Source organism: Nocardioides szechwanensis (genome assembly GCF_900103935.1).
GTDB lineage: Bacteria > Actinomycetota > Actinomycetes > Propionibacteriales > Nocardioidaceae > Nocardioides > Nocardioides szechwanensis.
Map to the genome: position 1 here is coordinate 22,564 of NZ_FNIC01000013.1, position 12,594 is coordinate 35,157.

The following is a 12,594-nucleotide window of genomic DNA, read 5'->3' on the forward strand; positions in this document are numbered from 1 at the left end:
CCCATGACCTTCGAATACGCACCGGCCCCCGAGTCGCGGAGCATCGTCGACATCAAGGCGTCCTACGGCCTGTTCATCAACGGTGAGTTCGTCGACGGCCGGGGCACGTCGTTCAAGACCATCAGCCCCTCCACCGAGGAGGTGCTCTCCGAGATCGCCGAGGCCGACGAGGCCGACGTCGACCTGGCCGTCAAGGCCGCCCGCCGGGCCCACGCCCGCGTCTGGGGCCGGATGCCCGGTCGCGAGCGCGCCAAGTACCTCTACCGGATCGCCCGGATCATCCAGGAGCGCGGCCGCGAGCTCGCGGTGCTGGAGTCGATCGACAACGGCAAGCCGATCAAGGAGTCGCGCGACGTCGACGTACCCGTCGCCGCCGCCCACTTCTTCTACTACGCCGGCTGGGCCGACAAGCTCGAGTACGCCGGCTACGGCGACCGCTCCCTCGGGGTCGCCGCGCAGGTCATCCCCTGGAACTTCCCGCTGCTGATGCTGGCCTGGAAGATCGCGCCCGCGCTCGCCGCCGGCAACACGGTGGTGCTCAAGCCCGCCGAGACCACGCCGCTGACGGCGCTGCTGTTCGCGGAGATCTGCCAGCAGGCCGACCTGCCGCCGGGCGTCGTCAACATCATCACCGGCGCCGGCGCCACGGGGCAGGCCCTCGTGAGCCACACCGACGTCGACAAGGTCGCCTTCACCGGCTCGACCGAGGTCGGCAAGGCGATCGCGCGCGCGGTCGCCGGCACGGACAAGAAGGTCACCCTCGAGCTCGGCGGCAAGGCGGCCAACATCGTCTTCGACGACGCGCCGATCGACCAGGCGGTCGAGGGCATCGTCGACGGCATCTTCTTCAACCAGGGCCACGTGTGCTGCGCCGGCTCGCGTCTCCTCGTGCAGGAGTCGGTCGCCGACGACGTGCTCGAGCGGCTCAAGCGCCGGATGTCCACGCTGCGGATGGGCGACCCGCTCGACAAGAACACCGACATCGGCGCGATCAACTCCGGTGAGCAGCTCAAGCGCATCCGCGAGCTCTCCGAGGTCGGCGACGCCGAGGGCGCCGAGCGCTGGGAGGTCGCCTGCGACCTGCCCACCAAGGGCTTCTGGTTCCCGCCGACGCTGTTCACCGGCGTCACCCAGGCCCACCGCATCGCCCGCGAGGAGGTCTTCGGGCCGGTGCTGTCGGTGCTGACGTTCCGCACCCCGGCCGAGGCGGTCGAGAAGGCCAACAACACGCCGTACGGTCTCTCCGCCGGTGTGTGGACCGACAAGGGCTCGCTGATCCTGAAGATGGCCTCCCAGCTCCGCGCCGGCGTGGTCTGGGCCAACACGTTCAACAAGTTCGACCCGACCAGCCCCTTCGGTGGGTACAAGGAGTCGGGCTACGGCCGCGAGGGCGGCCGCCACGGCCTGGAGGGCTACCTACGAACACCCCACGAAAGCGCGCGATGAGCGCGCTTCGCGCGGCGGACGCACGCTTCCGCGGGGACCCCGTTCTTCACGTGAGGATGATCAAGTGAGCAGGATCGACGTCCGCAAGACCTACAAGCTGTTCATCGGCGGCGCCTTCCCGCGTTCGGAGTCGGGCTACTCCTACGCCGTCAACGACACGAAGGGGGCCTTCGTGGCCAATGCCGCCCTCGCCTCCCGCAAGGACGCCCGCGACTCGGTCGTGGCGGCCCGCAAGGCCTTCCCGGGCTGGGCCGGCAAGACCGCCTACAACCGCGCGCAGATCCTCTACCGGGTCGCCGAGGTCATGGAGGACCGCCGGCCGCAGTTCGTGCAGGCCGTCCGCCAGTCCGAGGGCCTGACCGCCGCGCGTGCCGAGAAGGTGCTCGACGAGGCGATCGACCGGCTGGTCTGGTACGCCGGGTGGGCCGACAAGCTCACCCAGGTGATCGGCAACGCCAACCCCGTCGCCGGGCCGTTCTTCAACCTCTCGACGCCCGAGCCCACCGGCGTGGTCGCGGTCCTCGCTCCGCAGGAGTCGTCGCTGCTCGGACTCGTCAGCGCGATCGCGCCCGTCATCGTCACCGGCAACACCGCGGTCGTCGTGTCGTCGTACGACCGTCCGCTCCCGGCGGTCACCTTCGCCGAGGTCCTCTCGACCTCCGATGTTCCCGGTGGTGTGGTCAACATCCTGACCGGCTCGGCCGCCACGATCGCCCCGTGGCTCGCCTCGCACATGGACGTCAACGCCATCGACCTGACTGGCATCGCCGGTGACACCGAGCTCGCCACGTCGCTCGAGGTCGCGGCCGCCGACAACCTCAAGCGCGTACGCCGTGCCCCCGCCGCCGAGCCCGACTGGAGCGTCGACCCGGGACTGGACGCGATGACCGCGTTCGTGGAGACCAAGACGGTCTGGCACCCGATCGGCAGCTGACGGGCGCATGGCCAAGCCCCGCGCCTCCACCGTCGCTCCTTCGATCGACTCCGTCGTCCACCCCGAGCTGACGTCCGGCACCCCGGACCAGCTCGTCACCGACGCCGACCTGCACGGCCTCTCGTTCACCGACCTCGACACACCTCAGCTCTCCCTCGGCGGCGCCACCGTCGACGGGTGCAGCTTCGTCCGCGTGGTGGCACGCGAGGCCGACTGGCGCTCCACCCGACTGCGCGAGACCACGTTCGACCGCCTCGACATCCCCATCGTCCGCGCCCCGCGTGGTGTCTGGCGCGACGTACACGTCTCCGGAGCCCGTCTGGGCTCGGTCGAGGCCTACGAGACGGAGTGGCACTCGGTGCACTTCGTCGGCTGCAAGCTGGGCTTCGTCAACCTGCGGGCCGCCGAGCTCCTCGACGTCGCCTTCACCGACTGCGTGATCGAGGAGCTCGACCTCCTCCAGACCAACGCCCGCCGGGTCAGCTTCCGCGGCACCCGGGTCTCCCGCCTCAACCTCCACCAGGGCAAGCGCGAGCACGTCGACCTCCGTGGCGCCGACTTCGAGGAGATCCACGGCCTCGACGGCCTCCGCGGCGTCACCATCAGCCCGGCTCAGCTCGACCTCCTCGCACCGCTCCTCGCCCGCGAGAAGGGCATCAAGGTCGAGGACGCCTGACCGGTGGGCGCCGGCCGGACCACCTCAGGGCAGAGTGATGACGTGGACGTCCCGGAGAGCACCTCGTCGGCCAGCTTGATGGGCTTCGACGGCTGGGACCGGTTCGAGCCGCTCACGGGCGGCCGAGGCGGCGCCAGGCTGGCGTGTAAGGACGGGCTCGCTACGTCGTGAAGGTCTACCCCTCCGACGACAGCTTCGCGGGGGCCCGCGAACGGGCGGCACTGCGTGCGCTCGCCGGCGCTGCCTTGCTGCAATGGGCGGAGGCACTCAGCCTCCTCCATGCTGCGGGCACGCCCGAGACCCGCGTGGCCTTCACGAAGGCGCTGGCCGAGCGCGCGCCCGGCCTCGGGCCCCGATCCCTGGCTGCCGACTTCGCGGTCGCCGCGGAGCGGTACGCCGGCGTGTTGGAGCAACTCGGCCTGCCACCGCACCAGGAGGCCCTGGAGGACCTGCGCACACTGCCGTCGAGGTTGGGCGACCCGCGCCAGGAGGTCTTGAGCCCGGCGGACACCTGCCCTGACAACAACGTGCTCGCCTCGGACCGCCTGCACCTGATCGACTTCGAGCACGCGGAGCTGCGTCACCGCGCCTGGGACGTCGCCTACCTCCGCGCACCCTGGCCCAGTTGCTGGTGCGCCTGGTTGCTCCCCGACGAAGTGGCGGAGGCCGCTGTCTCCAGGTACTGCCATCAGGCTGGGGGCGTCGCCGCCGACCCGAGCTTCGCCGCCGACCTGGAGCTGGCCACGCTCGGGTGGCAGGCGATGACTCCGGCCTGGTTCATCGCCGGCGCCCTGACCAACGACGACCGGGCCGCCGGCCCTGAGCGCCCAAGCCGCCGAGCCTTCGTGCTCCACCGCCTGACCGCCGTCGCCCGCAGCGACACACACCCCGCACTCGCGGCGATGGCCGCCGAGCTGCACTCCACGCTGCGTCACCCCTGGGGCGACGTACCGCTCGAGCTGGCGCCGGCGTTCCGCGGCACGGGCTCCTGAAGCGCTCGGGCGCCGAGACGTCGACTGGCAAGCGATTGGGCGCGCCGGTGACCCCGCCGATGGTCGGGGTGTGGGGCGGTCAGGGTCGTCGACGACCTGGGGCGTCGACCGGTTCGGTGCCGGTGTGGTCCCGGCGGAACAGGTGCCCGTGGGGGGTGTGCCAGAGGTAGGTGCCGCGGTCCAGGACGTCGTAGGTCCACCCGCCGTGCGTCTTCAAGCGATGGTGGGCTCGACAGAGCGGGGCTGTGTTGCAGGAACACGTGGATCCGCCCTCGCCGTACGGAACGGCGTGGTCGCAGTCGCACCGGGCCGCTGGTCTGGTGCACCACGGGAACACGCAGTGCAGGTCCACGAGAGCGTCTTGCTCGGCCAGCCGGGTCAGGGACCTCGTAGGCGGCGACATGGATGTGGTCGGCCAGGTCCTTCACGGGCTTCACGATGATCGTGGTGTGGGGGTTGCCGCACCACTCCCGGATCGTCTCGGCCAGGAGCGGGGTGCGGGTGTTGTCGCAGCGCCCGACGTTGGCCTCGGGGTTGGGATTGCCGAAGACGGTGTCGCCGTGGATGTGGAGCACGACCGGCCGGGCCCGGTCGTAGTCGAAGGTGGCCTGCCCTCTGGCGAGGTCACCAACCGCCATCGCGCGCCTCACGTCGAGGGACTCCTCGCAGCCGAGGTCGCGCAGCCCCGCGGCACGGGCGGAGAGGGCCGCGTCCAGGTCGAGGGCATCAGGCAGGTCCAGCGTCCCCGACACCGGCACCGTGCCGGCCGGGGACACCGCGTCCTTGTGGATGTCGAAGCACCGCCGGTCGGCGTCGTGACGCCGGGCCTTCTCGGCGGCGTCGGGGTCGAACCGCAGCTGGGCGGCGTCGATCTGGCGTTGGAGCTCGGCGTAGCCGATCTTGTGCGCGACGAACGCGACCCGTTGGTCCACGAACGCCGCCCCGGCTTCGGGGAGGCACATGGTGCGTTCCGCGATGAGCCGCGCCTTCCAGAACGCCAGATCACCCGACGCGACGCGCTCCCACAGACGCGGGAGCCGGTAGCGGACCTCGAGCGCGGCGCCGACGTACCGCTTCGCCGAGTCCGTCGAGACCCCGAGCGCAGTGCCGAGCTCCATCACCGCGAACTCCGAGACCCACGGCGCACCGTCGCCGGCCAGGGGGATGCCGTGGTCACCGAACGCGGCGGCGTCCTCGTCGTCGGTCTGATGCAGGACGCACCAGTCGAGGACGTCGTTGAGGATCGCGATCTCCGCCCGGTCGCGGACCGCGCGATGCTCGCGCAGCGACGTCAGCACCTGGGTGCTGTCGTCGGGTCCGGTCGGGCTGGTCATGAAGTCAAGTCAAGCAGGGGGCACCGACACTAAGAGGCCTCAGAACCCTGTATCCACAGGGGATCTGAGAATCTTCTGAGACTTTACCTTCGGGTTCGAGGAATGGCGGCGCCCTAGAACTCGACGGCGGTGTCGTCCACGGGGCCAGCACCCAGACCTTCCGCCCCAGTACTTGTTGCAGCACCTGCTCGACCACGCGCTCGTCCTTCAGGTGAGCAGGTCCTCCTGCGCCAGAATGAAAGCGACCTCATCGCGCGACGGCGGCAGCGTACGGAGGTCGCCGTCGTACCCAGCGAGAAAGAACGCCACGCACGGCAGTTCTCTGTCCGACATTGAACATGGCAAGACCCTAGACGGGGACGTGCGACCTCGGCAGGACCGCGCACAACGCGGCATTTGCGTGCGCTTCTGGAGGGCACCAACCTGCGGACTTGGCTCGGCGCCTAAGTGCGTAGCGTCCGAATGCCCAATGCGATTGCTACCAACAGAGCGCCGATGAATAGGGTTCCAAGCCCTACCCAACTAGGGATCGAGTCGGCGGGGCCCCAAGCCATCAGTGCCCCAAGGACCATGAGGGCCAGTCCCCCTCGCAACGCGCCGATGGGTGCGAACTTTGCCTCCGGAGATGCCATGCCGCCGACCATAACGGACAGTTGGAAGCGCCATCGCAGCGGCAGAAGCGTGCGTCTTCGAGCGCACGCTACGCGGCAGAAGCGTGCGTCTTCGAGCGCACGCTACGCGGCAGAAGCGTGCGTCTTCGAGCGCACGCTACGCGGCAGAAGCGTGCGTCTTCGAGCGCACGCTACGCGGCAGAAGCGTGCGTCTTCGAGCTCTCAGCACATGCCCTTCAAGGTCGTGCGCCACAGCGTGAACCCGCTCGGGAGCACGAACGGGCCCATCCCGCACACACCTGAGGGTGCGTGATGACCCCCAATACGTCCAAGACGCAGTTTTCTGGCTCGGCTACGACCACACTGCGGTCCATGAAGAACCTCCGACCGGCCGCGGCCGCCACCGTGCTCGCGCTCGTAGCCATGACCGGCTGCTCGTCCAGCACCGACTCGACGCCCGCCACCGACCCGAAGTCCAGCGCGAGCCCGACGACGACCCTCGTGGAGCCGGTGCTGACGAAGCCGAACCCCTCGGAGAAGCTGCTGTTCGTCGCCCGGTCACCCGAAGCCACCCTCGATCTCGACGAGAACGGCGAAGGAACGCTGATCTTGTCCTCGACGCCGACGATGACGTGGTTCGCTGACCGACCCAACCACGACGCTGGCACGACGACTACCGCCGACGCGTTGGCGGCCTTCGGGTGGAAGGCAGATGACGATGACCTCGGGGACGAGCCCCCGAACGCGGTGCTGACCGGCAACGAACTCACCGACGCCGTTGTGATCGAACTCCTCACGGCTGGCCTGGACGGCGATGCACTCATCTTCACCGTGAAGGCCGTCAACGACGTCCCCGCCGCGGAGCGCAACGTCGAGGTCACCCACGCCGACCTGTTCATCGACGACGTCAGGCCCACCATCATCGGCACGCCTGCCGCCTCCCAGTCAGGCATCGGCCTCTGCGGGCTTCACCCGATGGGCATCTTCTGGGTCAAGTGGGAATACCTGCTGATGCCAGACGGCACCCGAGGCGCCAACGTCTACGGGAAGAACACCTACAAGGACAACACCAACGGCTGGTATGTGTCGAAGTGGTGGTCGGGGACGCTGACCACGGCGACCCCGGAGTTGAAGCTCTTCAACAGCTACCTCGGTGACCTCAGTGACCCCGAACTGGACAAGCCCCGACTCGGCATGTGGAACGGGAGCGACAACAAGACCTTCCAGCTCGACCCCGAAAGCGGAAAGGTCACAGCGGGCGCCAACTGCAACGGCACCGACTACGGACTGCCCTTCGTCACAGGCACCCCTCCGTACTGATGCAACCCGGTCAGACCGGGTGCACGAGCGCGCCCGACCCGGACACATGGAGTGCATGAGCACCCAGACGCCCGCCTTGTCGTTCACTGCCACCGTCGAAGTCCAGTACGCCCGTGAGCTCCGCCTGAAGGGCAGCCTCTCCGACAACGAGATCCGCAGCGACTTCGTCCAGTCGATCTCCGACGAGCGCGTGCAGGTCGAGCGGGCCAAGGCCGCGATGACTCGTCGCAACTGGGAGCGGGACGCGATCGAGACAGCCGTTGGTGGCGTCGTGCGTGCCTTGCTCGCTGAAGGCGGAGAGCTTCGCTACGACGACGACGTGCACGAGTTCGCCATCGACGGCGGACCCATCCGCGACCTCGAAGGCGTCACCATCACCGTCAGCATCACGGACCTGGTCGCGACCTCCACGCTCACCGTCCCAGTCGCTGGCGGACGTCCGCGAGGACCGCACATCGGCATGACCGACCGCTTCGCGGCATAAGCGGACGAGGGCCTCCTACCTGCGAACTGCTCGGATCCGTATGCCGTCGCCGACTCGCTGCCTACCCTCTCGCCAGCCTTGGCAGTAGGTGAGGTCCGAACTGGGAACTCGGACCACGCCCTCGATGGTCGGGGTGATCCGCATGAGGATCTGCCGGTTTCCGCTCAATTCGAATTCGATAGGTTTGCCGCCGATCGGCTCAAGCGTCGCGCAGTGCTGATCGGCTCCCGCCGCATCCACGGACCCAATGCTTCCACCGCCGATCCGCTCGGGGATGCATACGAAATGCTCGATTTCCGCTCGCGCGCTGTTGCGCTCGATAACTGGCTCGGCGTCTTGGAGTGTGATCCATCCCGACTCCTGGCCGTATGTGACCCCGACGTAGATGGCCTTGCCAACCGGCCACGAGTTGGCGCTCTGGCCGATCCCGCCCTCCGCGTCGCGGAAGGCGTGGGGGTGACGCCATTCCCAGGCAAGCACACCGAGGGCCACCACGACACCCAGTGCCAGCGTGGCGGCAAGGACGATGCGCCAGTGGCGGACCAGCGTTCGCTGACGCGGCTTGGGCGACTGAGTATCACTGCCAGGTTCCGGGAGGGACGCGTTCACGGGCCCTCAACGCCCCGGCAGCGTGGGGGGTTACGAGAAGAGCGAAAGCGACTAGACATCCGCTCATCGGCATGAGCGTGCGTTTCGACCACCGACGCGCGAGCTCAGCCCACCCCCGCTGACATCTCCTGAGCCAACAGGGCGACCTCGCGCGCACTGCCGCCGGCGCGGTCGGGCGGGGCGGTGAGGATGAGGGTGACCACGGCGCGACCGTCGTCGGTGACGAAAGCGCTGGCGTTGCCGACGAGCTCGTCGACGGTCTCGACAGGCCCATCGCAGCCGCCCTCGGAGTCGCCCTTCACGCCACCCTCGGTGCCCGGGTGGAGTGCGGTGCAGGCGAGGTCGAGCATCGTCGAGGTGCGCTCGTCGGCGGCGCGGCCCTCCTCCTCGACGAGGGTGAGCACGGTGAGGGTCAGCCGGACGTCACCGGACGCACTGGCCGCCGCGCAGACCGTGAGCTCGTCGCGCTCGCCGGTGACCGTCTCTGGCGCCAGCACGCTGAGCCCCCAGCGGCCGGCCACGGCCGACAGGGTGCCCTCGCAGAAACCGGACGGGACGGTCACGGCCCCGCGCGGCGACGGGTCCGCGGTGGCCAGGCCGGCACCGACCACGGCGGCGGCGCCGACGGCGAAGCCGAGGCTGCCGACGAGCCACCCGGCCGCGGTCACCACACCACCTCGGCGGCCGCGACCAGCGATGACAGGCCCTCGTGCAGCCGGTCGACGCTGGTCAGGTCCAGCTGGAGCACCCGGATCTCGACCACGTGGTGCTCGGCGGTCAGCACGACCACCTGGGAGATGCCCTGGCCGGCGACCGGCGTACGCACGCAGGTCCCAGGAGGTGACGGCGGCAGCCATTCAGGGGACCGCTCGACGTCGGCGCTGTCGTCGGCCAACAGGCCGCAGGCGACCTCGAAGCTCTGTCGCGCCGCGACCGGCAGGTCGGCGGCCTTCCCGCCGGTGAGCAGCGGTCGGCGCGAGACCAGGATGTCGCGCGACCCCAGGATCACCTCGCACTCGTTGCGCCCGGTCAGCACCGGCTCCGCGACGATCCCGAGGCTCTCCATCGCCGAGGTCGGTACGGCGGTCGCGCACTGGCGCGCCGTCACGTCCTCGGTCAGGACGGCCGCCGTCAGGTCAGCTTCGTCGCGCTGTTCGACCAGGGCCATGGCCACCCCGGACGTCGCTGCCCCCAGTACGACGCCCACCCCCACGAGGGCGAACAGGTTCACCGCGCGATCGTCCCACACCCGGGCCCAACACACCCCGACAACGGTGCGGCAGACTGGGCGGATGCACGCGGAGGTGATCGTCCTCGCCGGCCCCTCGGGAGCCGGCAAGTCACGGCTCGCCGAACGGATGGGACTGCCCGTGCTGCGCCTCGACGACTTCTACAAGAGCGCCGGCGACCCGACGCTCCCCCTGATCACCACCGGCGCCAACGCCGGCCTGGTCGACTGGGACCACCCGGACTCCTGGCACCCCGACGACGCGACCGCCGCGGTCCGCGCCCTGTGCGAGACCGGGCAGGCCGAGGTGCCCATCTACGACATCGCCCACGACGGTCGGTGCGGCTGGCAGACCCTCCACCTCGACGGGCACGCGCTGTTCGTCGCGGAGGGCATCTTCGCGCAGGAGGTCGTGCCGCGCCTGCGTGACGAGGGCTGGCTGGCCGCGGCCTACTGCGTGCGCCAGCACCCCGCCGTCACGTTCTGGCGCCGCCTCAACCGCGACCTGCGCGAGCACCGCAAACCTCCACTCGTGCTCGTACGTCGGGGTCTCGCCCTGCTGCGTGCCCAGCGCCGCGTGGTCCAGCGCGCCGTCGACCTGGGCTGCCAACCCGTCTCCCCGCACGAGGCCTGGGAGCTGCTGCAACGGCTGGCGGCGGAGCGGGCACGCCCGTGACCGACCCGCTCGGCCTCCTGCGCGGCCTGCGTCAACCGGACCGTCGTAGCTGCGGCGCCAGCGTGGTCGTCGCCGCGCGGATGCTCGCCGACCCGTCCTATGCCGAGTCGATGACCCCCGACCGCTTCGCCGACGAGGCCCTGGTCACCCATCGCCGGGTGACCGCGCGCGACCTCGGCGGCCGGTTCCAGGTCCCGTGGCCGCGGGCGCTCGGCACCCCGCCGTGGGCGGTGGCCCGCGAGCTCGGCCCCCACCACGTCACCCGGCTCGCGTGGCCGGACCCCGGAGCGCGTTTCGACCGGACCCTCGCGACCGTCCGCGCCGGCCAGCCGGCCGCGCTCTACGTCGGCAACCGCTGGTGCCCGCGCCACGTCGTGCTGGCCGCGGCCGCTCCCGAGCCCGGCACCCTGCTGGTCTACGAGCCCGCGACCGGGCGGGTGCTGCCGGTCGACCGGCGCTCGGTCGTCGAGCACCGGATGAGCCTCGCCGGGTGGGACCGGCTGTGGTTCGTCGTCCACAGCCGATCGGGCTAGCGCGACTCCCCCAGCGCGGCGTAGCCGGGCTTGATCACCGAGTCGATGATGGCCAGCCGCTCGTCGAACGGTAGGAACGCCGACTTCATCGCGTTGATGGTGAACCACCGCAGGTCGGTCAGCGTGTAGCCGAACCCCTCGACCAGCTTGGCCATCTCGTCGGTCATGGAGGTCTGGCTCATCAGCCGGTTGTCGGTGTTGACCGTGACCCGGAACCGCAGGTCGGTGAGCAGCCCGATCGGGTGCTCGGCGACCGAGTCGGCCGCTCCGGTCTGCACGTTGGAGGAGGGGCACATCTCGAGCGGGATCCGCTTGTCGCGCACGTAGGACGCCAGGCCACCGAGCGTGACCGTGCCGTCGTCGGCCACCGTGATGTCGTCGATGATGCGTACGCCGTGGCCGAGCCGGTCGGCGCCGCACCACTGGATCGCCTGCCAGATCGACGGCAGCCCGAACGCCTCACCGGCGTGGATCGTGAAGTGGGAGTTCTCGCGTTGGAGGTACTCGAACGCGTCCAGGTGGCGGGTCGGCGGGTAGCCCGCCTCGGCGCCGGCGATGTCGAACCCGGCCACGCCCCGGTCGCGCCACGCGACCGCGAGGTGGGCGATCTCCATGGAGCGAGCCTGGTGCCGCATCGCGGTCAGCAGCTGGCGTACGACGATCCGTCCACCCGCCGCCTCGGTCGCCTCGTCGAAGCCCAGCTGGACCGCCGCGACGACCTCGTCGAGGGTCAGCCCCTGGGAGACGTGCTGCTCGGGGGCGTAGCGCACCTCGGCGTAGACGACCCCGTCGGCGGCCAGGTCCTCGACGCACTCGCGGGCCACCCGGGTCAGGGCGTCACCGGTCTGCATCACGGCGACCGTGTGGTCGAAGGTCTCGAGGTAGCGCACGAGCGACCGCGAGTCGGCCGCCTCGGCGAACCAGCGCCCGAGCGACTCCGCGTCCTGGACCGGCAGCTCGTGCCCGATCTCGCCGGCCAGCTCAATGATGGTGGCCGGCCGGAGCCCACCGTCGAGGTGGTCGTGCAGCAGGACCTTGGGAGCCTGCCGGATCTCGTCTCGCGTGGGGGCGATAAGTTCCGAAGGAGTGGCGCTCATCCCGCCATCCAACCACCAGGCTCAGGACCCCAGCCCGCAGGAGGCTCAAGCATGCGCGTGTTCACCAGCTTCGACGAGATCGGTGAGGCCGTCGGCGAGGAGCTCGGCACCAGCGACTGGGTGGCCATCGACCAGGAGCGGGTCAACACCTTCGCCGACGCGACCGGCGACCACCAGTGGATCCACGTCGACGAGGAGCGCGCGAAGGCCGGGCCGTTCGGCGGCACCATCGCCCATGGCTACCTGACCCTCTCGCTGATCCCGTGGCTCGGCAGCCAGGTCTTCTCGATCGAGACCCCGGGCGCGAAGCTCAACTACGGCCTCAACAAGGTACGTTTCCCCAACCCCGTGCTCGTCGGGCAACGCCTCCGGCTGACGGTCACCCTGGGCGACGTCGTCGACCTCCCGGCCGGCAAGCAGGTCTCGCTCAAGCACGTCATCGAGATCGAGGGCGCCGACAAGCCCGCCTGCGTGGCCGAGTCGATCGTGCTGCTGCTCAAGCCTTGATCCAGCGGTAGGCGGCGTCGCGAGCGTCACCAGACTGGCGTGATGGCAAGGCGCCGGCGCGACGGCGTCCTGGTTGTCCATCGAGCGTCGGTAACGCAGCCAGCGCGCCTGGATGGTGGCGCGTAGCAGCCGCATATCGTTGTATCC

General features: G+C 70.0%; 14 protein-coding genes. 9 read left to right on the forward strand and 5 right to left on the reverse strand.

Going from position 1 to position 12,594, the window contains the following annotated elements; genetic code table 11:
* The first annotated feature begins 3 nt into the window (after positions 1-3).
* From BLR90_RS20150 to BLR90_RS20165, 4 genes are all read left to right on the forward strand, one after another.
* Entirely contained in the window at positions 4-1,446 is a 1,443-nt protein-coding gene (locus BLR90_RS20150) for an aldehyde dehydrogenase family protein (RefSeq protein WP_091027029.1), read from the forward strand.
* 64 nt (positions 1,447-1,510) lie between these two features.
* Positions 1,511-2,380: an aldehyde dehydrogenase family protein gene (locus BLR90_RS20155; RefSeq protein WP_091027030.1), complete on the forward strand. Its 870-nt coding sequence runs from the start codon at positions 1,511-1,513 to the stop codon at positions 2,378-2,380.
* A 7-nt stretch (positions 2,381-2,387) separates the two neighbouring features.
* Entirely contained in the window at positions 2,388-3,056 is a 669-nt protein-coding gene (locus BLR90_RS20160; RefSeq protein ID WP_091027031.1) for a pentapeptide repeat-containing protein, read from the forward strand.
* 167 nt (positions 3,057-3,223) lie between these two features.
* A complete protein-coding gene (locus BLR90_RS20165) occupies positions 3,224-4,048 on the forward strand; it encodes a hypothetical protein (RefSeq protein ID WP_091027032.1) in 825 nt (274 codons plus the stop codon).
* Here the strand turns inward: BLR90_RS20165 and BLR90_RS20170 are convergent.
* Positions 3,988-5,382, reverse strand: a complete 1,395-nt coding sequence (locus BLR90_RS20170; RefSeq protein ID WP_091027033.1) for a DUF222 domain-containing protein — start codon at positions 5,380-5,382, stop codon at positions 3,988-3,990. The genes BLR90_RS20165 and BLR90_RS20170 overlap by 61 nt on opposite strands.
* Before the next feature lie 1,112 nt (positions 5,383-6,494).
* Between BLR90_RS20170 and BLR90_RS20175 the strand changes: the two genes are divergently transcribed.
* Positions 6,495-7,313: a hypothetical protein gene (locus tag BLR90_RS20175; RefSeq protein WP_143016288.1), complete on the forward strand. Its 819-nt coding sequence runs from the start codon at positions 6,495-6,497 to the stop codon at positions 7,311-7,313.
* Positions 7,314-7,368: 55 nt separating this feature from the next.
* Complete coding sequence (locus BLR90_RS20180) at positions 7,369-7,797, forward strand: hypothetical protein (protein WP_143016289.1); 429 nt, start codon at positions 7,369-7,371, stop codon at positions 7,795-7,797.
* 15 nt (positions 7,798-7,812) lie between these two features.
* Here BLR90_RS20180 and BLR90_RS20185 read toward each other — a convergent pair whose 3' ends face one another.
* The 3 genes from BLR90_RS20185 to BLR90_RS20195 form a co-directional block, all read right to left on the reverse strand.
* Positions 7,813-8,406, reverse strand: coding sequence for a hypothetical protein (locus BLR90_RS20185; protein ID WP_091027036.1), 594 nt, complete (start codon positions 8,404-8,406; stop codon positions 7,813-7,815).
* A 104-nt stretch (positions 8,407-8,510) separates the two neighbouring features.
* Positions 8,511-9,074 (reverse strand): hypothetical protein, encoded by a 564-nt coding sequence (locus BLR90_RS20190; protein WP_091027037.1) that lies wholly within the window; start codon positions 9,072-9,074, stop codon positions 8,511-8,513.
* Complete coding sequence (locus BLR90_RS20195) at positions 9,071-9,637, reverse strand: hypothetical protein (protein WP_091027038.1); 567 nt, start codon at positions 9,635-9,637, stop codon at positions 9,071-9,073. Before BLR90_RS20195 ends, BLR90_RS20190 begins: the two co-directional genes overlap by 4 nt.
* A gap of 61 nt (positions 9,638-9,698) precedes the next feature.
* Here BLR90_RS20195 and BLR90_RS20200 point away from each other — a divergent pair, with 61 nt between their 5' ends.
* Both BLR90_RS20200 and BLR90_RS20205 read left to right on the forward strand, forming a co-directional pair.
* Complete coding sequence (locus BLR90_RS20200; protein ID WP_091027039.1) at positions 9,699-10,310, forward strand: ATP-binding protein; 612 nt, start codon at positions 9,699-9,701, stop codon at positions 10,308-10,310.
* Complete coding sequence (locus tag BLR90_RS20205) at positions 10,307-10,843, forward strand: hypothetical protein (protein ID WP_091027040.1); 537 nt, start codon at positions 10,307-10,309, stop codon at positions 10,841-10,843. Before BLR90_RS20200 ends, BLR90_RS20205 begins: the two co-directional genes overlap by 4 nt.
* Here BLR90_RS20205 and BLR90_RS20210 read toward each other — a convergent pair.
* Positions 10,840-11,940 (reverse strand): adenosine deaminase, encoded by a 1,101-nt coding sequence (locus BLR90_RS20210; protein WP_091027041.1) that lies wholly within the window; start codon positions 11,938-11,940, stop codon positions 10,840-10,842. The two genes, BLR90_RS20205 and BLR90_RS20210, sit on opposite strands and share 4 nt — an antisense overlap.
* A 51-nt stretch (positions 11,941-11,991) precedes the next feature.
* Here BLR90_RS20210 and BLR90_RS20215 point away from each other — a divergent pair, with 51 nt between their 5' ends.
* The gene (locus BLR90_RS20215) at positions 11,992-12,447 is read left to right on the forward strand and encodes a MaoC family dehydratase (RefSeq protein WP_091027042.1); all 456 of its coding nucleotides are present in this window, start codon (positions 11,992-11,994) and stop codon (positions 12,445-12,447) included.
* Positions 12,448-12,594: the final 147 nt, after the last annotated feature.